The organism is Rhizobium sp. SG2393, assembly GCF_042610495.1.
Lineage (GTDB): Bacteria > Pseudomonadota > Alphaproteobacteria > Rhizobiales > Rhizobiaceae > RU20A.
On the sequence record NZ_JBHGAP010000002.1, the window covers coordinates 145,597 to 168,079 of the forward strand.

Annotated in this window: 24 protein-coding genes; 20 read left to right on the top strand and 4 right to left on the bottom strand. The window is 65.7% G+C overall.

The window, feature by feature from the left end; translation table 11 throughout:
- Window positions 1-34: 34 nt before the first annotated feature.
- Both ACED18_RS09375 and rsmI read right to left on the bottom strand, forming a co-directional pair.
- Window positions 35-415, bottom strand: a complete 381-nt coding sequence (locus tag ACED18_RS09375; protein WP_377291402.1) for a YraN family protein — start codon at window positions 413-415, stop codon at window positions 35-37.
- Window positions 412-1,305 carry a 16S rRNA (cytidine(1402)-2'-O)-methyltransferase gene (gene rsmI / locus ACED18_RS09380; protein ID WP_377291404.1) on the bottom strand — a complete coding sequence of 298 codons (894 nt, stop codon included), beginning with the start codon at window positions 1,303-1,305 and terminating at the stop codon, window positions 412-414. The genes ACED18_RS09375 and rsmI overlap by 4 nt, the downstream gene beginning before the upstream one ends.
- 291 nt (window positions 1,306-1,596) lie before the next feature.
- Between rsmI and dnaN the strand changes: the two genes are divergently transcribed.
- The 10 genes from dnaN (at window position 1,597) to ACED18_RS09430 (ending at window position 10,291) form a co-directional block, all read left to right on the top strand.
- Entirely contained in the window at window positions 1,597-2,715 is a 1,119-nt protein-coding gene (gene dnaN / locus ACED18_RS09385; protein WP_377291406.1) for a DNA polymerase III subunit beta, read from the top strand.
- Between the two features lie 248 nt (window positions 2,716-2,963).
- Window positions 2,964-3,563: a phospholipid N-methyltransferase PmtA gene (gene pmtA / locus ACED18_RS09390; protein WP_377291408.1), complete on the top strand. Its 600-nt coding sequence runs from the start codon at window positions 2,964-2,966 to the stop codon at window positions 3,561-3,563.
- A gap of 107 nt (window positions 3,564-3,670) precedes the next feature.
- A complete protein-coding gene (gene pyrF, locus ACED18_RS09395) occupies window positions 3,671-4,378 on the top strand; it encodes an orotidine-5'-phosphate decarboxylase (protein ID WP_377291410.1) in 708 nt (235 codons plus the stop codon).
- 29 nt (window positions 4,379-4,407) lie between these two features.
- Window positions 4,408-4,695, top strand: a complete 288-nt coding sequence (locus ACED18_RS09400; protein ID WP_377291412.1) for a DUF1330 domain-containing protein — start codon at window positions 4,408-4,410, stop codon at window positions 4,693-4,695.
- A 111-nt stretch (window positions 4,696-4,806) separates the two neighbouring features.
- Window positions 4,807-5,787: a complex I NDUFA9 subunit family protein gene (locus ACED18_RS09405; RefSeq protein WP_377291414.1), complete on the top strand. Its 981-nt coding sequence runs from the start codon at window positions 4,807-4,809 to the stop codon at window positions 5,785-5,787.
- Between the two features lie 193 nt (window positions 5,788-5,980).
- On the top strand, window positions 5,981-6,145 hold the full coding sequence (locus ACED18_RS09410) for a hypothetical protein (protein WP_377291416.1): 165 nt from the start codon (window positions 5,981-5,983) through the stop codon (window positions 6,143-6,145).
- A gap of 332 nt (window positions 6,146-6,477) precedes the next feature.
- Entirely contained in the window at window positions 6,478-7,275 is a 798-nt protein-coding gene (locus ACED18_RS09415; RefSeq protein ID WP_377291418.1) for an undecaprenyl-diphosphate phosphatase, read from the top strand.
- Between the two features lie 231 nt (window positions 7,276-7,506).
- Window positions 7,507-8,199, top strand: coding sequence for a glutathione S-transferase family protein (locus tag ACED18_RS09420; RefSeq protein WP_377291420.1), 693 nt, complete (start codon window positions 7,507-7,509; stop codon window positions 8,197-8,199).
- An 11-nt stretch (window positions 8,200-8,210) separates the two neighbouring features.
- Window positions 8,211-9,407, top strand: coding sequence for a tRNA epoxyqueuosine(34) reductase QueG (gene queG, locus ACED18_RS09425; RefSeq protein WP_377291422.1), 1,197 nt, complete (start codon window positions 8,211-8,213; stop codon window positions 9,405-9,407).
- On the top strand, window positions 9,404-10,291 hold the full coding sequence (locus ACED18_RS09430) for an SDR family oxidoreductase (protein WP_377291424.1): 888 nt from the start codon (window positions 9,404-9,406) through the stop codon (window positions 10,289-10,291). The genes queG and ACED18_RS09430 overlap by 4 nt, the downstream gene beginning before the upstream one ends.
- A gap of 221 nt (window positions 10,292-10,512) precedes the next feature.
- Here the strand turns inward: ACED18_RS09430 and ACED18_RS09435 are convergent, their stop codons facing one another.
- A complete protein-coding gene (locus ACED18_RS09435) occupies window positions 10,513-10,734 on the bottom strand; it encodes a hypothetical protein (protein WP_377291426.1) in 222 nt (73 codons plus the stop codon).
- A 14-nt stretch (window positions 10,735-10,748) separates the two neighbouring features.
- Here ACED18_RS09435 and ACED18_RS09440 point away from each other — a divergent pair, with 14 nt between their 5' ends.
- Both ACED18_RS09440 and ACED18_RS09445 read left to right on the top strand, forming a co-directional pair.
- A complete protein-coding gene (locus tag ACED18_RS09440; protein ID WP_377291428.1) occupies window positions 10,749-11,120 on the top strand; it encodes a septal ring lytic transglycosylase RlpA family protein in 372 nt (123 codons plus the stop codon).
- A 92-nt stretch (window positions 11,121-11,212) separates the two neighbouring features.
- Window positions 11,213-12,502, top strand: coding sequence for an RsmB/NOP family class I SAM-dependent RNA methyltransferase (locus ACED18_RS09445; RefSeq protein ID WP_377291430.1), 1,290 nt, complete (start codon window positions 11,213-11,215; stop codon window positions 12,500-12,502).
- Window positions 12,503-12,722: 220 nt separating this feature from the next.
- Here ACED18_RS09445 and ACED18_RS09450 read toward each other — a convergent pair whose 3' ends face one another.
- Window positions 12,723-13,247, bottom strand: a complete 525-nt coding sequence (locus ACED18_RS09450) for an HPP family protein (protein ID WP_377291432.1) — start codon at window positions 13,245-13,247, stop codon at window positions 12,723-12,725.
- A gap of 274 nt (window positions 13,248-13,521) precedes the next feature.
- Here ACED18_RS09450 and ACED18_RS09455 point away from each other — a divergent pair, with 274 nt between their 5' ends.
- The 8 genes from ACED18_RS09455 (at window position 13,522) to guaA (ending at window position 22,088) form a co-directional block, all read left to right on the top strand.
- Entirely contained in the window at window positions 13,522-14,805 is a 1,284-nt protein-coding gene (locus tag ACED18_RS09455) for an imelysin family protein (protein ID WP_377291434.1), read from the top strand.
- Window positions 14,806-14,867: 62 nt separating this feature from the next.
- The gene (locus tag ACED18_RS09460; RefSeq protein WP_377291436.1) at window positions 14,868-16,394 is read left to right on the top strand and encodes a di-heme oxidoredictase family protein; all 1,527 of its coding nucleotides are present in this window, start codon (window positions 14,868-14,870) and stop codon (window positions 16,392-16,394) included.
- Window positions 16,395-16,398: 4 nt separating this feature from the next.
- Window positions 16,399-17,547 (top strand): imelysin family protein, encoded by a 1,149-nt coding sequence (locus ACED18_RS09465; RefSeq protein WP_377291911.1) that lies wholly within the window; start codon window positions 16,399-16,401, stop codon window positions 17,545-17,547.
- A 15-nt stretch (window positions 17,548-17,562) separates the two neighbouring features.
- A complete protein-coding gene (locus ACED18_RS09470) occupies window positions 17,563-18,654 on the top strand; it encodes a DUF1513 domain-containing protein (RefSeq protein WP_377291438.1) in 1,092 nt (363 codons plus the stop codon).
- Window positions 18,655-18,696: 42 nt separating this feature from the next.
- Entirely contained in the window at window positions 18,697-19,149 is a 453-nt protein-coding gene (locus ACED18_RS09475; RefSeq protein WP_377291440.1) for a TspO/MBR family protein, read from the top strand.
- Window positions 19,150-19,285: 136 nt separating this feature from the next.
- Window positions 19,286-19,738: a PaaI family thioesterase gene (locus ACED18_RS09480; protein ID WP_377291442.1), complete on the top strand. Its 453-nt coding sequence runs from the start codon at window positions 19,286-19,288 to the stop codon at window positions 19,736-19,738.
- The gene (locus ACED18_RS09485) at window positions 19,735-20,382 is read left to right on the top strand and encodes a 5'-methylthioadenosine/S-adenosylhomocysteine nucleosidase (RefSeq protein ID WP_377291444.1); all 648 of its coding nucleotides are present in this window, start codon (window positions 19,735-19,737) and stop codon (window positions 20,380-20,382) included. The genes ACED18_RS09480 and ACED18_RS09485 overlap by 4 nt, the downstream gene beginning before the upstream one ends.
- Window positions 20,383-20,525: 143 nt before the next feature.
- Window positions 20,526-22,088, top strand: coding sequence for a glutamine-hydrolyzing GMP synthase (guaA, locus tag ACED18_RS09490; RefSeq protein ID WP_377291446.1), 1,563 nt, complete (start codon window positions 20,526-20,528; stop codon window positions 22,086-22,088).
- Window positions 22,089-22,483: the final 395 nt, after the last annotated feature.

Here is a 22,483-nt window from a genome sequence, read left to right on the forward strand (position 1 = left end):
CGCTCCCCCAAAAAATCGCAGGGTGGGCAGGCGGTCAGAAGGCGTCCGTGAAATGGCGCGGCCAGGACCAGCCCGAGACGACGACGATGTCGAACCGCAGCGACAGGCGGGCGGCGTCAGTGCGGCGCGACAGCCAGAGGTCGGCGGCGGCCCGGATGCGGCGGCGCGCGGCAAGCGTCACGGCATCGACGCCGGCGGCGAGATCGCGGCGCGCCTTGACCTCGACGATGGCGACGAGATCGCCGCGCCGGGCGATCAGGTCGATTTCGCCAAGCGGGGTGCGGACCCTCAGACCGATGATGCGGTAGCCCTTCAGTGTGAGCGCGATGGCGGCGCGGATCTCGGCGAGCGCGCCGCGTCGGAGCGCCTTGCGGCGGGCGGGATCGGGTGTCGATGGCCGCCCGCCCCGTGTCATGCGCCGGTCTTGAGGGCGAGGAGCCGCTGATAGAGATCGCTGCGGGCAAGGCCGGTCTGGCGCGCGGCCTCGGTCGCCGCCTTGCCGGCCGGAAGCTCTGCGGCGAGCCTCACCAGCAGCGCATCGACATCGGCCGCATCCGGGGCGGCGGCCTCGCCCGGCGGGCCGACGAGGAACACGATCTCGCCCTTGACCGGGCCCGCCTCGCCGTAATGGGCGGCGAGCTCCCCCAGCGTGCCGCGGCGGAATTCCTCGAAGGTCTTCGTCAGTTCGCGGCAGACGACGCCGGCGCGCTCCGGCCCCAGCACTTCCGATGCGATGCGCACCGTATCGGCGATACGGTGCGGGGATTCGAAGAAGATCAGGGTGGCGGCGACATCGGCGAAGGCCGCCAGCCGCTCGCGGCGCGCCTTGTCCTTCACGGGCAGGAAGCCGGCGAACAGAAACGCGTCGTTGGGCAGGCCGGCACCGACCAGCGCGGCCAGCGGCGCGGAGGGACCGGGGATCGGCACGACGCGGATGCCGGCGGCGATCGCCGCCTCCGCCAGCCGGAAGCCGGGATCGGAGACGAGCGGCGTGCCGGCATCGGAGACGAGCGCGACGGACTTGCCCGCCTCCAGCGCCTCGATCAGGCGCGGGCCGACCTCGGCGGCATTGTGTTCGTGATAGGCATAGGGACGGTTGACGATGCCGTAGCGGTCGAGGAGCACGCGGGTGACGCGGGTGTCCTCGCAGGCCAGCACATCCGCACCGGCCAGCGTTTCCAGCGCGCGCAGCGTGATGTCGGAAAGATTGCCGATGGGTGTCGCGACGAGGTAGAGCGCGCCCTCCAGCGGCCGGGCCGTGATCTCGGTTGCGTGGACCCGGTAGGTCTTCGGTCGATCCTGCATGCACCCCATCCTGACGCGGGCGGGGCGCCGCGCGCTTGCCCGTCCCTGCCCGCCCCTTATGCGGGAGGCGGGCGGCGAGAGCAAGGCGCGCCGGGGGTCACAATGCCCCGCGCCCCGGCCACGGTAAGGTTACTGCGGGATAAGGCCGGCGGCCGGCAAAAGCGCTTGCATCCGCTGCGGGATATCTGCCATTTTGCGCCTCCACGTCTGAGGGCGGACTTTGCCGCCACGCCAGTCACACATCATGCGCGTGCCGCGGCCTGCGGCATGCCGGTCCAAAGCGGTAGCATCATGCGTATCACCATCGAGCGGTCGAACCTTCTCAAAACGCTGAACCACGTTCACCGGGTGGTGGAACGGCGCACCACGATCCCGATTCTCTCCAACATCCTGCTGCGCGCCGAAGGCACCAGCCTCGATATGAAGGCGACCGACCTCGACCTCGAAGTGACGGAAGCGACCCCGGCCGAGATCCAGCAGGCCGGCGCCACGACCGTGCCGGCGCATCTGCTCTACGATATCGTACGCAAGCTGCCGGACGGCTCGGAAGTGATGCTCGCCACCGCGCCCGACGGCGCCACCATGACGGTCGCCTCCGGCCGCTCGAAATTCTCGCTGCAGTGCCTGCCGCAAAGCGACTTTCCGGACCTGACCACCGGCGCCTTCTCCCACACGTTCCGTCTCAAGGCGAGCGAGCTGAAGATGCTGATCGACCGCACCCAGTTCGCCATCTCCACGGAAGAGACGCGCTATTACCTCAACGGCATCTTCATCCATACGGTGGAAAGCCAGGGCAAGCTCAAGCTGCGCTCCGTTGCGACCGATGGCCACCGCCTGGCCCGCGCCGACGTGGAAGCGCCCTCGGGCTCGGAAGGCATGCCGGGCATCATCATTCCGCGCAAGACGGTCGGCGAACTCCAGAAGCTCGTGGACAATCCCGATCTCACGGTCACCGTCGAAGTCTCCGATGCGAAGATCCGCTTCACCATCGGCTCCATCGTCATGACCTCGAAGCTGATCGACGGCACCTTCCCGGACTACCAGCGCGTCATCCCGACGGCCAACGACAAGGAACTGCGCATCGACTGCGCCTCCTTCGCCTCCGCCGTCGATCGCGTCTCCACCATCTCGTCGGAACGCGGCCGGGCGGTGAAGCTCGCGCTGGTCGATGGACAGCTGACGCTGACCGTCAACAACCCGGATTCCGGCAGCGCCACGGAAGAACTGCCGGTCGGCTATGACGGCGATCCGCTGGAAATCGGCTTCAATGCCAAATATTTGCTCGACATCACCTCTCAGCTTTCGGGCGAGGAGGCGGTGTTCATGCTGGCCGATCCGGGCTCGCCGACGCTGGTGCGCGATCTCGCCGGCGACGATGCGCTCTACGTGCTGATGCCGATGCGCGTCTAAGAACGCGCCGGCGTCCCCGACGCCTCAGCGGCACCGCGAGAATCGAAACGGGCTTGCCGGACCGGCGGGCCCGTTTTCCATAAGCGTAAGGAAAACCTCGCACCTTGCGCAGAAATGCCGCAATGAGACTTGTTTTTGACGCAAATACCGTCACATTCTCGTCAACAAGATGCGGACATGAGGCCGCAGCAACGAAGCCGGGCGGGCTCAACCGCCGGCGACAGACGGGTGTATCCCTGGGGGCGTGCATGAAGCTCGGCGTGAAGGTCAAGGAACGGCTCGGTCGCAAGTTCGACGAGGAAATCCGCTTCTTCAAGGGATTCCGCAGCAACATGAAGGCCGTCGGCTCCATCGTGCCGACATCCGGCTTCACCGCCCGGCGCATGGCGAGCGTCATCGACCACACCTCCGGCCTGCCGGTCCTCGAGCTTGGCCCCGGCACCGGCGTCATCACCAAGGCGATCCTGCAGAGCGGCGTCGCGCCGGAAAAGCTCGTCTCCGTCGAGTATTCCGAAAGCTTCTTCGAGCATCTGGTCTCGACCTATCCCGGCGTGAATTTCGTCCATGGCGATGCGTTCAATCTCGATGAAACGCTGGGCGCCCTTTCCGGCACCACCTTCGACTGCGTCATCTCCGCCGTCCCGCTTCTGAATTTCCCGATGGAGCGCCGTGTCGCGCTCGTCGAGGACCTGCTCGACCGGCTGCCGGCCGGCCGGCCCGTGATGCAGATCTCCTACGGCCCGCTGTCGCCGGTCGTCGCCATGCCGGGCCGCTACCAGATCAGCCATTACGACTTCGTGGTCCGCAACATTCCGCCGGCGCAGCTTTGGGTCTACCGGCGCGGCTGAGCCGGCCACGCGCGCCCTGCATTCTCGTTGCCGATCATTTCCGCTTGCCGATCGACGGCTTGCATGCGAGTGGACGCCTGTCGAATTCTGGCAGGGAGCGTGATGCGATGGACACCCGTGACCGACTGATCGTCGGCCTTGATCTTCCCACGGTGGACGAGGCGGAGCGCATGGTGGAAACGCTCGGCGATACCGTCGGCTTCTACAAGATCGGTTACCAGCTGGTCTTTGCGGGCGGCCTTCCCTTCGCACAGGCGCTCGCCCGCGCCGGCAAGAAGGTCTTCCTCGACGTGAAGCTCCTCGACATCGACAACACGATCGCCCATGGCGTCGAAAACATCGCCAAGATGGGGATGACCATGATGACGCTGCATGCCTATCCCAAGGCGATGCGCGCGGCAGTCAAGGCCGCCGAGGGCTCTGGCCTCTGCCTGCTCGGCGTCACCGTTCTCACCTCGATGGACCAGGCCGACCTCACCGAAGCCGGCTACGCCACCGACCCGCAATCGCTGGTCAAGCTGCGCGCCGAGCAGGCCCGTGATGCTGGCATGGGCGGCATCGTCTGCTCGGCCGAGGAATCGGCGATGGTCCGCGAGATCGTGGGCGAGCGCCTTTCGATCGTCACCCCCGGCATCCGTCCTGTCGGCGCCGAGGCAGGCGACCAGAAGCGGGTCGTGACGCCGGGAGACGCGCTGAAGGCCGGATCCAGCCATCTCGTCGTTGCCCGCCCCATCGTCAAGGCAGAAGACCCGAAGGCGGCGGCAGAGGCTATTCTCGAGGAAATGCACAGGGCGCTCTGGCCTGCCAACGCCTGAGCCTGACCGCAAACGAAGGAGGAGAGACCATGGCCAAGGGATACTGGATCGCCCGCGTCGATATTCGCGACCCGGAAGGCTACAAGGACTACGTTTCGGCAGCGAAGGTCGCCTTCGAGAAATACGGCGCGACCTTCCTCGCGCGCGGCGGCGCCTATCACAAGCTGGAGGGCGAGGTCCGGGCCCGCAACGTGGTGATCGAGTTCCCCTCGATGCAGGCCGCGATCGACTGCTACAACTCGCCGGAATACCAGATCGCCGCCGGCATCCGCCAGAAAGTTGCGGATGCGGAAATGGTGGTCGTCGAAGGGCTTTGATCCCGCCTTGCCGCAGTGCACACTGCGGCACTCGGCCCACCTTCACCTTGTCATCGTCTTGGGGTAGAACCGCAGGCGATTTCATCCTCATCGACCAGGAGTAACGCCCCCATGACCCTCGCCAATCTTCCGCCGCTCGTCACCGTCTTCGGCGGCTCGGGGTTTGTTGGACGTCATGTCGTCAGGGCACTGGCGCGCCGCGGCTATCGCATCCGCGTCGCCGTGCGCCGGCCGGATCTCGCAGGCTTCCTGCAGCCGCTCGGCAATGTCGGCCAGATCTCCTTCGTGCAGGCGAACCTGCGCTTCCGCAAATCGGTGGACCGCGCCGTCGAAGGCTCCGACCACGTCGTCAACTGCGTCGGCATCCTCTTCGAAAGCGGCCGCAACACCTTCGATTCCGTGCAGGAATTCGGTGCCCGCGCCATCGCGGAAGCAACCCGCGCGGCCGGCGCGACGCTGACGCATGTGTCGGCCATCGGCGCCGATGCCAATTCCCAGTCGATCTATGCCCGCACCAAGGGCCGTGCCGAGCAGGCGATCCTGTCGACCGTTCCCTCGGCCGTCATCCTGCGCCCCTCCATCGTCTTCGGTCCCGAGGACGGCTTCTTCAACAAGTTCGCGGATATGTCGCGCTTCTTCCCGGCCCTGCCGCTGGTCGGCGGCGGGCACACGAAGTTCCAGCCCGTCTATGTGACGGATGTGGCGGAAGCCGTCGCCAACGCCGTTGACGGCAAGCTTTCGGCCGGCAGCGTCTACGAGCTCGGCGGCCCGGAAGTCATGAGCTTCCGCGACTGTCTCGAAACCATGCTGGCGGTCATCGACCGCAAGCGCCCGCTGGTCTCCCTGCCCTTCGGCATCGCCTCGCTGATGGGCTCGGTCGCTTCGCTGGTGCCGTTCATCACGCCGCCGATCACGCCGGATCAGGTCACCCTGCTGAAGTCGGACAATGTCGTGTCCGCCGATGCCATCGCCCACGGGCGCACGCTGGACGGCATGGGCATCAAGCCGACGGCGCTGGAGGCGATCCTGCCGTCCTATCTCGTGCGCTACCGCCCGCAGGGCCAGTACACGCGTTCGGGCCGCGCCGCCTGAGCACCCGGCGCGAAGCCGCCATCCACAGCACAAGCGTTGCATGAAAGCCGCAGCCAAATGCGGCTTTTTCATTTACCGGGGATTCAGCATGATCCCTTATTGATCAGCCTGTCAGCTCCGACTATCAGCGCATCACGAGCGCCGCAGCGGGGCACCCCGGGGCATCACATTCTTTCGAGAGGCTTTAACGTCAATGGGCAAGTCGATTGCTGCTTTCTTTGCTTGCGCAGCGCTGGTCATCATCGCCGGTTCCTTCGTTGCACCGCGCACCACCGTCGCCGACAGCCGCGGCGCCTGCACGCCGGCCTACGGCGTCGATCCTTGCACGACAGCTTCCATTCCGGGCGCCGGAAACTGATACGCGATTGGAACACGCCGGCTGCGGCCTGTTCCGGAATGAGACTGAGGGCAAGGCCGCACGACCGGGACAGACCGGCGGAGCGGCCTTTTTCTTTGGCGGGCTGCGACCCGTCTAGGACATGCCTTCGGCAGATCCGCAACACCTTTCGGGATTTTGCGGCGCAGCATTAACAAATGCCTAACGAACCATCTTTAAGACAAACGGGAATAGCGTAACCATCGTCGGACGCGACGACGCCGGGCCGGCTGCGTTGCCGAAGCGCGCCCCTCCCCGCGCTCGATCCATGCCGCTGGCCGACGGATTGCAGATCGCCGAACCCGGAGAGATCAATGGATTATATCAACGTCATCCTGCTGGGCATCATCGAGGGAATCACCGAATTCCTGCCGATTTCCAGCACGGGCCACCTTCTCATTGCCGAACAGTGGCTCGGCGCCCGCTCCGATACGTTCAACATCGTCATCCAGGCCGGCGCCATCCTCGCCGTCACCATCATCTACTGGCGCCGTCTCATGGATCTCATCCTCGGCTGGCGCGAACCGAAGAACCGCGACTACGGCCTGAAGCTTCTGCTCGCCTTCGGCATCACCGCCGTCCTCGGCCTCATCGTCAAGAAGCTCGGCTTCGAGCTGCCCGAAAGCGCCATCCCGATCGCCTGGGCGCTGATCCTTGGCGGTTTCTGGATGATCTATGCCGAATGGGCCGCGGCCAAGAAGCCGCCCTACAAGCAGATCACCTGGCTCGTCGCCATTCTCGTCGGCATCGCGCAGGTCGTGGCCGGCATTTTTCCCGGCACCTCGCGCTCGGGCGCGACGATCTTCGTCGCCATGCTCGCCGGCACGGCCAACCGCCCCGCCGCGACCGAATTCGCCTTCCTCGTCGGCATTCCCACCATGTATGCGGCCAGCGCCTACCAGATCGTCAAGACGCTGAAGGACGGTGGCCTGGCCGGTGAAGACTGGGGCGCGCTCGGCCTCGGTTTCGTCGTCTCCACCATCGTCGCCTTCATCGCGGTGAAGTGGCTGCTCGCCTATATCCAGAGCAACCGTTTCACCGTCTTTGCGATCTACCGCATTATCCTCGGGATCGCCCTGCTCGGCATGGGCTATTTCGGTATCGTCAGCTGACGGGACGACATCGCGCCTCGGGCCGCATCTTTTCGCGGCCCGGCGGCATCTTCCGCGCCGAATCGCCGGAGAAATTAATTTTCCCTGAAGATTTCCGCTCTATTTAGGAGAGACGTCGTTTCCTTGCGTTCGTCGTGCCTTGCTCCTATAGCTTCCCCTTCAGGGAAGGCAGGGCCCGCCAGACAGCCGGCCACGATTGACAAGAAGCGCCCTGCAAATCAGAAGCTCCCGATGCCCATTCTGTACCACCACCCGATGTCTGCCGCCTCCCGCTTCGTTCGGCTGATCCTGTCCGAATACGGCTACCAGCCCGATCTCGCGGAGGAGCAGCCCTGGGACAAGCGCAAGGACTTCCTGGCGCTCAATCCGGCCGGCACGCTTCCCGTCTACGTGGATGACAGCATGCGCGCGCTCTGTGGCGCCGGCGTCATCTGCGAGTTTCTCGACGAAACGGATGGCGTGCTGAAGCGCGACCGCCGGCTTCTGGCGGAAGACCCGTTCCAGCGCGCCGAAATCCGCCGGCTGACGGAATGGTTCATGCAGAAGATGGAAGCGGACGTCACGCGGCCGCTGGTGCGCGAGCGGGTCTTCAAGCTGCAGATGCGGGCCGATCAGGGCGGCGGCGCACCCGATTCCAAGGTCCTGCGCACCTCGCGCGCCAATATCCGCCAGCACCTCAAATATCTGTCATGGCTGGCGGGCTCGCGCACCTATCTGGCCGGCGAGCGGCTTTCCTATGCCGATCTCGCCGCGGCTGCGTCCGTCTCGGTCCTCGACTATCTCGGCGAGATCGACTGGAACGAGGCGCCTGCCGCCAAGGACTGGTATCAGCGCATCAAGTCGCGCCCCTCCTTCCGCCCGCTCTTGGCCGAGCGCGTGCGCGGCATCCTGCCGGTCTCGCACTATGCGGACCTGGATTTCTGAGCCCGACACCGATGGAACCGACCGCGGCAGGACAGGCGCAGGCAGACAAGCGGCGCCGCAGCCTGACGCAGTTCGTGACCGCTGAGGCAGCCGCCCAAGGCTTCGATCTCTGCCGCATCACCACGCCCGGGCGCATCCCCGATCTCCGGCCGGTCCTGAGAGCCTTTGTCGGCGAAGGCTATCACGGCAGCATGGCGTGGATGGAGGAAACGCTGGAGCGTCGCGGCCATCCGACCGGGCTGTGGCCGGAGGTGCGCTCGCTCGTCATGGTCGCCATGAATTACGGGCCGGAAGACGATCCGCGTCACCTTCGCGACGCCCCCGATCGCGGCGCGATCTCGGTCTATGCCCGACACCGCGACTATCACGGCGTGATGAAGGGCAAGCTGAAGGCGCTCGCCACGCGCTTTGCGGCGCGGGCCGGCAGCGACGTGAAGGTCTTCGTCGATACCGCACCCGTCATGGAAAAGCCGCTCGCCGCCGCCGCCGGGCTCGGCTGGCAGGGCAAGCACACCAATCTCGTCAGCCGCAGCCATGGCTCCTGGCTCTTCCTGGGCTCGATGTTCACCACGGCCGACCTTGCCCCCGATGAGGGCGAGCGCGACCATTGCGGCTCCTGCCGGGCCTGCCTCGATGCCTGCCCGACCGAGGCGTTTCCGGCCCCCTACCGGATCGATGCGCGGCGCTGCATTTCCTATCTGACCATCGAGAACAAGGGGCCGATCCCGCGCGCCCTGCGGCCGATGCTGGGAAACCGCATCTACGGCTGCGACGACTGTCTCGCCGCCTGTCCGTGGAACAAGTACGCGCAGGCCGCGTCCGAAATCCGCCTCAAGGCCCGCGACGACCTGAAGGCGCCGGCGCTCGGCGATTTGCTGGCGCTCGACGATGCCGCCTTCCGCACGCTGTTCTCCGGCTCGCCCGTCAAGCGCATCGGACGCGACCGGTTCCTGCGCAATGTGCTGGTGGCGGCGGGCAACAGCGGGGATCACGCCCTTGCCGCGCCCTGTCGCCCGCATCTCGACGATCCCTCGCCGCTGGTGCGCGGGGCGGCCGTCTGGGCCCTGTCGCGGCTTCTCCAGCCTGCGGCGTTCGCGACCCTTGCGCACGGGGCACTGCCGGGCGAAGACGACGAGACGGTGCGCGGCGAATGGCAGGCGGCGCTGACGGGCCAGGAAGAAGGCCAGGAAGAAGGAAGGACGCCATGAAACTCACCATCCTCGGAGCCGGCTTTTCCGGACAGGCGATCGCGGAGGCCTTCCGCACTGTAACCGGCGACATTGTCGGCACGACCCGCTCGGCCGAAAAGGCGGAGCAGCTCCGCCAGCAGGGCATCCGCCCGCTGATCTTCGACGGACAGGCGATCGACGCTGCGCTCTCGGCGCGTCTTGCCGAAACGACGCATCTCGTGCAGTCGATCGCGCCCGGCCAGGCCGGCGATCCGCTGCTGCGGGCGGGAGTTCCTCCCCTTGCCACGCTTTGCCCGCGTCTCGCATGGGCCGGCTATCTCTCCACCGTCGGCGTCTATGGCGATCATGGCGGCGCCTGGGTGGACGAGGATACGGTGCTGAACCCCGTCTCCGTGCGCTCGCGCGAGCGGGTGGAGGCCGAAGACGGCTGGCTGACGGCGGGAGACGTGGCGGGGGTGCCGGTTGCCGTGCTGCGGCTCGCCGGCATCTATGGCCCGGGCCGCAACACCTTCTGGAACTTCGAGGAAGGCACCGCGCGCCGCCTCATCAAGCCCGGCCAGGTTTTCAACCGCATCCGCGTCGAGGATATCGGGGCATCGGCGCTCTTCCTCGCCGAGCGGAAAATGGGCGGCATCTTCAACATCACCGATGACGAGCCCGCCCCGCCGCAGGATGTCGTCACCGAAGCCGCCCGCTTGATGGGGGTCGCGCCGCCACCGGAAATTCCGTTCGAGACGGCCCAGCTGTCGCCCATGGCGCGCTCCTTCTACGGCGAGAACAAGCGCGTCTCGAATGCCAAGCTGAAGGCGCTCGGCTTCTCCTTCGCCTATCCGAACTATCGGGTCTCGCTGGCCGACCTCTGGCGCGATGGCCGGTGGCGGGGGCGTCGCAGCGGGGAGTGAACCCTTCCGACAGTCGTTCCCCGGACGCTTTATGTAAGTCGTCAATATAGGGTTAATACTTTCTTACGCTTCAGAGTCCATCGTCTGCACAGCAGGCGATGGACTTTTTCGTTGTGCAATATCCATTGCGATATCCTGCAACCTTCGGGTTATCAGGCCGCGAAATTCAGTCGCTTGAATCGCCAGATTCGCGTCTTCTAAAAATTTTAGACAAATTTGATTCACAGGGCCGAACTTCGACCCACCGTTTTCGCCATGAAATAGGAATCATTCTGATTCCAAACGGATTCATGGAATTCGAGCACGAATTCAAACGGCAATACAATCACCTGAAACGGCACAGGATAGAACATCCGATCCAATACTGTGGTCGGTTGCGGCACTTTTTTGCCACTTTTCACCCGGTAATGCGCCGCAACAAAGCTGATCCCGCCGTTATCCACGAAGGACTGACCGATTGACTGTTAAGACTGTGACCCTGGCTGCTGCCGCTCTCGCCCTCTCCGCTGCCGCGTTTTTTGTGCAGCCGACCGAAAGCCAGGCAGCCGGCACCGGCTGCGGCGGCGCCTCCTGGTATGCCCTGTCGTCGCGCACCGCCTCCGGCGAACGCATGAACGCCGCCCACATGACGGCCGCCCACCGCAACCTCGCCTTCGGCACCAAGGTCCAGGTGACCAACAAGCGCAACGGCAAGTCCGTCGTTGTCCGCATCAACGATCGGGGCCCCTTCATCCGCGGCCGCATTCTCGATCTCTCCAAGGCAGCCGCCAGCACGATCGGCATGGTCAGCTCCGGCCACGCCAGCGTCTGCTACCGCGTCATCTCGTAACCGGCCGTCCCGTCACGCGCCCCGCGTCTTTGGCCTTGCCCCGGCCGGACATCGCCGTTACCACGGCCTTTCAATCTGGATTGGGACAGGCGATGCGACTTGGCGGAAGGCTCTCCGGAGCCATCGACGTATTGACGGACATTGAAACGCGGCGCCGGCCGGTGGCCGATGCGCTGAAGGACTGGGGCCTTTCGCACCGTTTCGCCGGTTCCGGCGATCGCGCCGCGATCGGCAACATCGTCTATGATGCGCTGCGCATGCGGCTGTCCCACGCCTTTCTGATGGACAGCGACGCCCCGGAGGCACTTGCCTTCGCGGTTCTCCTGCGCCAGTGGGGCCTGACGGCAGAGTCGCTGGCCGCCGAATTCGACGGCGACCGTTTCGCCCCGACGCTTCCCGCTGCCGAGACACTGGCCGCCTTTGCCGGCCGCGATCTCTCCCAGGCACCCGACCATGTGCAGGCCGACATTCCCGAATGGCTGACCGCCTCCTTCTCGCGCTCCTTTGGCGCGCGCTGGATTGCCGAGGCGCAGGCGCTGACCGGGCGCCCGGCGCTCGACCTGCGCGCCAATACGCTGAAGGCCAGCCGCGAGAAGGTGGTGAAGGCGCTGGATCGCTCCGGTGCCGAGGCGGCCCGCATCGCGCGCCAGGGTGTGCGCATTCCCGCCGGCGACGGCGCCGCGCGCCTGCCGAACGTGACCGCCGAACTCAGCTTCCAGAAAGGCTGGTTCGAGGTGCAGGACGAGGGATCGCAGATCGTGGCCGATCTCGTGCTTGCCAAGGGCGGCGAGCAGATCCTCGACTATTGCGCCGGCGGCGGCGGCAAGACGCTGGCGCTTTCCGCCAGCATGGACAATCGCGGCCAGGTGCATGCCTATGACAGCGACCGCAAGCGGCTCGCCCCGATCATCGAGCGGCTGAAGCGCGCCGGCACGCGCAATGTGCAGGTCCATGAAAGTCTTGCGAGCCTGTCTGCCCATCAGGGCCGGTTCGACCGCGTGCTGATCGATGCGCCCTGCACCGGCACCGGCACCTGGCGGCGACGCCCGGACACCAAGTGGCGCCTGACCCAGAAGAACCTCGAGGAACGGCTGGAGCAGCAGCGCGAGGTTCTCGCCAATGCCTCGGCCTATGTGCGTCCCGGCGGTTACCTCGCCTACGTCACCTGCTCCATGCTGCCGGAAGAAAACGAGGAACAGGTGGCCCGCTTCGCCGCCGAAAACCCCGGCTTCGTCATCGAGGACGCAACGGCTGACTGGACGGCGCTGTTCGGCGCGGAAGCCCCCAGGCCGCACTCGCCCGATGGCCGCAGCGTCACGCTCACGCCGGCGACGACCGAAACCGACGGCTTCTTCTTCTGCCGCTTCCGTCGCGACGGGTGAGAGCCGTGCGGTAGCGCCCGGGATCGGCCATCGGTTCCTTTTTTCCTTCATGCCCCGGCTTGAGCCGAGCATCCATGCGGCAATCGCCGGGCCAGCGGGTGGATCTTCGGGTCAAGCCCGGGGATGACGGTAGGGGGATTGCCGGCTTACCCGATCGCACGTGGCTGACGCAGCTCAAGCCGCCGACACCCCGTCATCCCGCCCTCAAACGCCCCCCGTTTCACTCCACCGGCGCGGGGCTTTCCTCGATGCGGATCGGGTACTGCTGACGGGGCGGGATCAGGTGGTGCAGGGTGGCGATGGCAACGAGCAGCGCGCTGCCGATCATCACGACTTCCAGCAGAACCGCGCCATTCATCTGTCCGGCGATCGCCACCAGCGGCACGGCTCCGGCCGGGGGATGCGTCACGCGCAAAGCCAGCATCAGCGCGATGGCAAGGCCCACGCCCACGGCGCCGGCCAGCCAGATGCCCGGAAAGAACATGGTGACGCCGAGCGCCAGCAGGGCGGCGACGAAATAGCCGCCGATTACGTTTGCAGGCTGCGCCAGCGGGCTTTTCGGCTGGCCGAAGAGCAAGACGGCGCTTGCCCCGAAGGGCGCGATCAGCAGCGGCAGATGCGTGACCGTGGCAAGCGCGCCCACCGCCGACATGGCAAGGATCGCGCCAATGCACGACTTCAGATGCAGGTGGACATGCCCCTTCGGCTCATGGCGCCGGAAGTAGTGCTTGACGTGGTGCCGCATGGGTAACCCAAATTCGGTGACGGTGCAGTTGTTGATATCGCGCCGGGGTTAAGCGGTAAATGCCGATTTTCGCGTCATATGCCTGAAAATCATTCATATACGAGCAGTGCGACGGGCTGTCACACGCCTGTCACTTTAACTTTACTCTTTGACACCAGTTTAAATTTGCGCAAAGAGATGGCGCCCGGACGCCGCCAGATGCGCGTTCGTGGCCTGCCAGTGTCGGCCTTCCGGGGGAAACGGGATCGCGCCGGCCGTCGAGATAGGAGAGATCATGTCCAGGACATCGTTGAGGGCCGCCGTCTTCGCGCTTGCCGCCTCTGTCGCCTTCGTGCCGCTGACATCAGCCTTTGCGGCAACGCCGGATGCCGCCGCCGTCGTGAAGCATTATGCCGATGTGGCCCATGCCAAGTTCGAGGATGCGCTGGTCACGGCCAAGGCGCTGGACGCCGCCGTCGATCAGCTGATCGCCAATCCGAGCGAGGCGACGCTGAAAGCCGCGCGCGACGCCTGGCTCAAGGCGCGCAATCCTTACCTGGAAAGCGAAGTCTACCGTTTCGGCAATGCGATCGTCGATGACTGGGAAGGAAAGGTGAATTCCTGGCCGCTCGACGAAGGCCTGATCGATTACGTCGATCCCTCCTATGGCAGCGAGAGCGACGAGAACGCGCTCTTTACCGCCAATGTCATTGCCAATCCGAAGCTGACCATCGACGGCAAGGAGGTCGACGCCTCGAAGATCACGCCGGAATTCCTTGCGGGTACGCTGCAGGAAGCCGGCGGCGTGGAGGCCAATGTGGCGACCGGCTATCACGCCATCGAATTCCTGCTCTGGGGGCAGGACCTGAACGGCACCGGCCCGGGTGCCGGTAATCGCCCCTATACGGACTACGACACCAAGGCCTGCACCAACGGCAACTGCGACCGGCGCGCCCAGTATCTGAAGGCTGCGACGACGCTTCTCGTGTCGGACCTTCAGGAAATGACCAACGACTGGACGCCGGATGGCCCCGCCACGAAGACGGTCGAGGCCGATCCGAAGGCGGGTCTTGCCACGATCCTGACCGGCATGGGCTCTCTCTCCTATGGCGAGCTTGCCGGCGAGCGCATGAAGCTCGGCCTGCTTCTCCACGATCCTGAAGAGGAGCAGGATTGCTTCTCCGACAACACCTACAATTCGCACCTGCATGATGCGATCGGCATTCGCGGCGCCTATACGGGGGAATATACCCGGGTGGACGGTACGAAGATGACCGGGCCTTCGCTTTCCGAACTCGTGGCCGCAAAGGATCCCGCACTCGACAAGGAGATGCGCGACAAGCTCGACACCACCGTTGCCGCCATGGAAAAGATGGCCGAGCGCGGCCGGACCGTGGAAGCCTACGACCAGATGATCGCCGAGGGCAACACCGAGGGCAACGCCATCGTGCAGGCACCGATCGACGGGCTGATCGCCCAGTCGAAGACGGTAGAGCGCGTTATTGCCGCACTCGATCTCGGAACGATCAAGCTTGAAGGTTCCGACAGTCTGGATAATCCTAACGCCGTCTTCAAGTAAGAGGCCGTCGGCGGATCGCGCCAGCCGGCGCGGTTCGCCTGCTTCAAACAAAGCCCGCCCAGATGATGTTTCGCCCGGCCCTCCCGTTCGTGCTGCTTGCCCTGATGGCCGGATCAGCCGTTGCGCTGGCCGAGGAAACGGGGCTTCTCGCCACCCGCACTGATCTTTCCGCCGAAGACCTTGCCCGCGTCGTGGACGTCACGCGGCCGACGACGGATTTTTCAAAAGCCGAGGCCTTCGAGGCGATGAGTGGCGGGGCCGGCACGTCGATTGCCACCATCAATGCCGACATCTTCTCGCACGGCTCGGAAAACCTGTCCTCCGAGGCGGAAGAGCGCTTCAAGCTCGGCAATGCGCTGTTTCGCAAACTGTGGGTGTCCGCCCCCTCCTCCACCCAGGCCTCCGACGGTCTCGGACCGCTCTTCAACGCGCGCTCCTGCCAGGAATGTCACCTGAAGGACGGGCGCGGCCATCCGCCGGGGGCGGACGGCAACGCGACCTCCATGTTCCTGCGCCTTGCGCGGCCCGCCCGAACGCCCGAAGAGGCTGCGGCGATCGCACGACATGCGGCACCGAACGTTCCCGATCCCGTCTATGGCACGCAGCTTCAGGACCGCGCCGTGCCCGGCCTTGCCGCCGAGGGGCGCATGGTGGTGCGCTATACGGAAGAGCCGGTCACGCTGTCCGGCGGTGAAACCGTGTCGCTGCGCCGGCCGGTCTATGGCATCGCGGATCTCGCCTATGGTCCGCTCGACAAGGAGACGACGCTTTCGCCGCGCGTCACGCCGCAGATGATCGGGCTCGGGCTGATCGAGGCCATCCACCCCGCCGATATCCTCGCCGGCGCCGACCCTGACGACCGCGATGGGGACGGGATCAGCGGGCGGGTGTCGCTCGCCCGCGAGCCGGAGAGCGACCGCCTCTTGCTCGGCCGCTTCGGCTGGAAGGCGCAGGTGCCGACGATCCGTCAGCAGGCCGCGGATGCGCTGTCCGGCGACATCGGCATTTCCTCGCCCGCCGCCCGGCGCGACCATGGCGACTGTACGCCCGCCGAGGTCGCGTGCCTGGCGCTGCCGACCGGCGTGCAGCCGCGGCTCGGCGATACGGAAGCGCCGGATCCGGTGCTTGATCTCCTCTCCTTCTACTCCCGCCATCTGGCGGTGCCGGCGCGGCGCAAGGCGAGCCTGCCCGAGACGCTCGCCGGCAAGAAGATCTTCTACGAGACCGGCTGCACGGCCTGTCACCGCCCGAAATTCGTGACCCGGCGGGACACCGACGATCCGGCGCTTTCCTTCCAGCTCATCTGGCCCTATTCCGACCTCCTCCTTCACGACATGGGCGACGGCCTTGCCGACGGGCAGGCGGTGGGCAGCGCCGACGGGCGCGAGTGGCGCACGCCGCCGCTCTGGGGCATCGGTCTCACGCCGACCGTGAGCGGGCACACGTTCTTTCTGCATGACGGCCGGGCGCGCAGCCTGACCGAGGCCATTCTGTGGCATGGCGGCGAAGCGAAAGCCGCCCGTGACAGGTTCGCGGCGCTTGCCGCCGCCGACCGCAAAGCCCTTCTGACCTTCCTGGAGTCCCTCTGACATGATCCGGACATTCTCCCTCGGTCTTGCCACCACGCTTGCCCTCACCGCCTTCGCCGTCCCGACCCTGCGGGCGCAGGACGCCAATCCGGTCACGCCGGCGCTCAACGAAGCGGCCCTTCCCGGCGTCATGCAGAAGGCGGTCACCGACTTCATCCGGCCGGGCTATGCCGCCCTTTCCGCCTCCACCGCGACGCTCGGCACCGCCACGAAGGCGCTCTGCGCCACCCCCTCGGAGGCGACGCTTGCTGCGACGCGCACGGCGTTTGACGATGTCGCGGCCAAATGGTCGCGGGTGGAAATCCTGCGCGTCGGCCCGGCGCTTGCCGAAAACCGCTTCGAACGCTTCCTCTTCTTTCCCGACCGCAAGGGTCTTGCGCTGAAACAGTTGCAGGCGATCCTGACCACGAAGGATGAAACGGCCCTGACCGCCTCCGGCCTCAAGGGCAAGAGCGTGGCGGTGCAGGGTCTCGGCCCGCTCGAGTATCTGCTCTACGGCACCGGCAACGAAACGCTGGTTACCGGCGACGATTTCCGCTGCCGCTATGCCGTGGCGATTGCCGAAAACCTCAACGATATCGCCGGCGAATTCCAGGCCGCCTGGACCGCACCCGGCGGCATCGGCGATGCCTGGATGAAGCCCGGGCCCGACAATGCCGTGTTCCGCACCCCGCAGGAGGCCGCGACCGGCCTGCTCGGCATTCTCGTGCATGGTGTCGAGACCGTGAAGGACCAGCGCATCCGTCCGTTCTTCGCCGGTGGCGCCGCGCCGGCGGCCGCAGCGGATGCCAACACCGACACTGCGCGCGACAAGCCGAAATCCGCGCTCTTCTGGCGCTCGGCCAACACCTTCCCATCCCTTGCCGCCAACCTGACCGGCCTTTCGGACCTCTTCACCCACTCGGGCATGGAAAGCCTCCTGCCTGCCGGAGACGAATCCGTCGCAGGCTCCATCGCCTTCGTCTTCAAGTCGACGATCACGGCGGCGCACGCCATCGACAAGCCGGTCGATCAGGCGCTTGCCGATCCCGTCCTGCGCAGCAAGATCGCCTTCCTCGCGCTCAACGTCGACGACCTCCTGGAACGGCTCAGCAATGATTACGGCGGCGCGGTCGGGCTCGGCGCCGGCTTTTCCTTCTCCGACGGCGACTGAGGGCGGGGCACGGGCATGATTGCCGGCAAGAACCGTATTGCGCCCATCGAGCGGCGCAGCTTCCTGAAGATGGCGGGCGCTGCCTGGGCGCTCGGGCTCTCGGCCACCGGCAGCGAGGCGCTGGCGCGTGCGGAGGCGGTCTATGCCTCCGCCTTCATGGACCGCAGCGGCGCCTATGGCATCGCCACCGTCAGCGAGCGCGGCGAGATCATCGAGCGTGTCGCGCTGCCGGCTCGCGCCCACGGGCTTGCGGCAACAGCTGACGGCAGCCGTGCCGTCGCCTTCGCCCGCCGTCCCGGCACCTTCGCGCTCGTCTTCAGCCCGCAGCAGCGGTTCGAACCCGTGACGATCCGTGCGGCGGACGGCCGGCATTTCTTCGGCCATGGCTGCTTTTCCGCCGATGGCCGGCTGCTGTATGCGACCGAGAACGACTTCGACGCCAATCGCGGCATGATCGGCATCTATGACGGAACGGACGGCTATCGGCGCGTCGGCGAATTCGAGACCTATGGCATCGGCCCGCACGACATGACGCTCTCGGCCGACGGCACGCTGATGGCCGTTGCCAATGGCGGCATCGAGACCCACCCGGATTTCGGCCGCACCAAGCTCAATCTCGATCATATGGAGCCGTCGCTGGCGCTGATCGATGCGGCGACCGGCGCGCTCGTCGAGCGCCACACCCTGTCTGCGGCCCTGAAGCCCCTTTCCACCCGCCATCTCGATATCGATGCGGCCGGGCGTATCTGGTTTGCCTGCCAGTGGGAGGGCGCGCGCGATGCCGTCCCGCCGCTTGCCGGCTCCTTCCGCCGCGGCGAGGATCTCGCTTTCCTCACGCTGCCCGAGGAGACGACGGCGCGGCTGGCCAATTATGTCGGCGCCGTCGCCATCGATCGGGCCCGCGATCTCGTCGGCCTGACCTCGCCGGTCGGCAACAGCCTCGTCGTGGTGGATGCGAAGAGCGGCCGGGTGCTCAGCGAAAAGACCGTCGACCAGGTCGCCGGCATCGCCGCCGGCGGCAGGGATTTCGCCGTTTCGGACTATCGCGGCGGCTTCAACGGGCTCTCGAGCCCGGTCGCCTGGGACCAGCATATCGTCAGGCTCTGAGACGGCTGGAAGCAGGGCCGGCGCGCGCTATATGCGGACATCATGAAAAGAACCTTCGTCACTCTCCTCTTCGTCGCCGGCGTCGTCGTCATCGGCAGCCTTGTCGGCCTCTTCAACCTGCCGGGCCCTTGGTATCAGGGCCTCGTCAAGCCGCCCTTCAATCCGCCGAACTGGATCTTCGGTCCGGTCTGGACCGTGCTCTATGCGCTGATCGGGGTCGCGGGCGCGCGCACCTTCCTCGATCACCGTCACAGCCAGGCCATGCGGCTGTGGGTAGCGCAGATGGTGCTGAATTTCGCGTGGTCGCCGATGTTCTTCGGGGCCGAGCAGATCCTTGGCGCCTTCATCGTCGTCATGGCCATGCTGATCGCCATCCTGCTCTTCATCCGCGCCAGTTGGCATCAGGACCGGCTGTCCGCCCTGCTCTTCCTGCCCTATGCGGCCTGGGTGGCCTTTGCGAGCCTGCTCAACGGATCGATCCTCGCCCTCAATTGAGGGGCGGGGCCGGCTCGCGGCATGCGGGGTCTGGCTTTTGCTTGTTTCAGGCGCGCGGGCGTGCGACTGTCTCGGAGTGCGCTGCAGCATCCGGCCCGGCGCCAGTCCTTTTCCGTGACAGAACCGACCCGAACCCATGACAGAGCATGCCCCGGCGGATTTCCGCGATCGTATCCAGAAGAGCTTCGCACGCCAGGCGGCGATGCGCACCATCGGCGCCGAGCTGACGCAGGTGAACCAGGGCACGGTGGAAATCGAGCTGCCCTTCAACGAGATACTGACCCAGCAGCACGGCTTCCTGCATGCCGGCGTGATCTCCGCCGCGCTCGACTGCGCCGGCACCTATGCCGCCTATTCGCTGATCGATCCCGACGCCTCGATCCTGACCATCGAGTTCAAGGTGAACCTCATGTCGCCCGGCCGCGGCGAGCGCTTCCTGTTTCGCGGCGAAGTCACCAAGCCCGGCTCCACCATCATCGTCTCCGATGGGCGCGCCTACTCCATCTCGCCTGATGGCCCGGCCAAGCTGATCGCCTCGATGACGGCGACGATGATGGTTATCCGCGGACGCGAGGGGATCGAGGGATGACGATCGAGACGAAGACCATCGGCACCACGCGCGTGCTCTACGTGATGGCTGCGGATGCCGAATATGGCACGCATCTGCGCGCCCGTATCACGCCCCTGATGACGGGCGTCGGCCCGGTCGAGGCCGCCGTGGTGCTCACACGGGCGCTGGCGCAGCTGGAGGCTGCCGGCCGCCTGCCGCACCTCGTCGTTTCCCTCGGATCGGCCGGCTCGGCGACGCTCGAGCAGACCGGCGTCTACCAGGCCTCCTCCCTCTCCTACCGCGATATGGATGCATCGGCGTTCGGCTTTGAGAAGGGCGTCACGCCCTTCCTCGACTTGCCCGCCACCGTGCCGCTTTCGATCCGCATTCCGGACGTGCCCGCCGCGCGGCTTTCGACCGGCGCCAACGTCGTCTCGGGGGCCGCCTATGCCGGCATCGATGCAGACATGGTGGACATGGAGAGCTTTGCCGTGCTGCGCGCCTGCCAGGCCTTCGGCGTTGCGCTCATCGGCCTGCGCGGCATCTCGGATGGCGCGGCGGAGGTCAAGCATGTCAGCGACTGGACCGAATATCTTGACGTCATCGACGAGAAGCTGGCCGCGGTCGTCGATCGCATCGAGGCGGAACTTGCCGCCGGCACGCTTCCCGGTTTTGCAGGCTGAGGGCAGCGCCCTGGATTGTCTGGATGCAATTCAACCGTTGCGTCCGCGAGTTCCATTGATTAAAGCCACGCCAACCCGCAGCGCCACGGGCCTTGTCCCCGTCCGTCGATGCTGCCGCCCCTCCCGTCTAGAATAGGTCCGGCATGACACAGGCAGCGCATACCGATACGGTTCTCATCGTCGATTTCGGCAGCCAGGTGACGCAGCTCATCGCACGGCGCGTGCGCGAGGCCGGCGTCTATTGCGAGATCGTGCCCTTCCAGTCGGCCGAGGAAGGCTTTCACCGGCTGAAGCCGAAGGCGATCATCCTCTCCGGCAGCCCGGCCTCCACGCTGGATGAAGGCAGCCCCCGTGCACCCCAGGTGCTGTTCGACAGCGGCCTGCCGATCTTCGGCATCTGCTACGGCCAGCAGACCATGTGCGCCCAGCTCGGCGGCAAGGTCGAGGGCGGCCATCACCGCGAGTTCGGCCGCGCCTTCCTTGATGTCGAGAAGGATTGCGAGCTGTTCAGCGGGCTGTGGTCGGTCGGCTCGCGCCATCAGGTCTGGATGTCCCATGGCGACCGCGTCACCGCGATCCCGCCGGGCTTCTCGGTGCTGGCCACCTCCGCCAACGCGCCCTTCGCCTTCATCGCCGACGAGGCGCGCAAGTATTACGCCGTGCAGTTCCATCCGGAGGTCGTGCATACGCCCGACGGCGCCAAGCTGATCCAGAACTTCGTGCAGAATGTCGCGGGTGTGAAGGGCGACTGGACCATGCAGGCCTACCGCCAGAAGGCGGTGGAGCAGATCCGCGCCCAGGTCGGTGACAAGCGCGTCATCTGCGCGCTCTCCGGCGGCGTCGATTCCTCGGTTGCCGCGCTCCTCATCCACGAGGCGGTCGGCGATCAGCTGACCTGCATCCTCGTCGACCACGGCCTGATGCGCAAGAACGAGGCGGCCGACGTCGTCGCCATGTTCCAGGAGCATTACAATCTCCACCTCATCCATGTGGATGCGGTCGACAGGTTCGTCGGCGAGCTGGAAGGCGTTGCCGACCCCGAGACCAAGCGCAAGATCATCGGCCGCCTGTTCATCGAGACCTTCGAGGAAGAGGCGAAGAAGCTCGGCGGCGCCGATTTCCTCGGCCAGGGCACGCTCTATCCCGACGTCATCGAAAGCGTCTCCTTCACCGGCGGCCCTTCGGTCACCATCAAGAGCCACCACAATGTCGGCGGCCTGCCCGAGCGCATGAACATGCAGCTCGTCGAACCGCTGCGCGAACTCTTCAAGGACGAGGTGCGCGTGCTCGGCCGGGAGCTTGGCCTGCCCGACAGCTTCATCGGCCGCCACCCCTTCCCCGGCCCCGGCCTTGCCATCCGCTGCCCCGGCGGCGTGACGCGCGAAAAGCTCGACATCCTGCGCGAGGCGGACGCCATCTATCTCGACGAGATCCGCAAGGCCGGTCTTTACGACGCCATCTGGCAGGCCTTCGCCGTGCTGCTGCCCGTGCAGACGGTCGGCGTCATGGGCGACGGCCGCACCTATGAATTCGTCTGCGCGCTGCGCGCCGTGACCTCGGTGGACGGCATGACGGCCGACTTCTATCACTACGACATGGAATTCCTCGGCCGCGCCGCCACCCGCATCATCAACGAGGTGCGCGGCATCAACCGCGTCGTCTACGACGTGACGTCGAAGCCGCCGGGCACGATCGAGTGGGAATGAGCCCCGCGCTCTGCCATTTCAACCCAGGGCCGTCAACGAAGGTGTTTTAAGCCGAGGCGTAATCGCTTCGGCGCCGGACAATCCGGTGATCCTGCCACCACCTGAAGATATCCACAGGCGCTCCACCACGGGGCGCCTTTTTTTCGGCCACCCGTCTGATGCCGATTACCGGATGCTTTTGGGTCGCCCGCGGGGTGATTCGGGTCGCCAGCATAACGTCTAATCACGATCTGCTGATCAAAGTTGACGATCGCTATTTTATTTGTTTCTCGATTGTTTCTGCATATCTTTCAAATGTAAAAATTTTGAACAACACTGACTATATCATCAACAATCATTATGAAATTCGTCGATTACGCATATTATTTCATAAGCTGATGCGACCTTAAACGTAA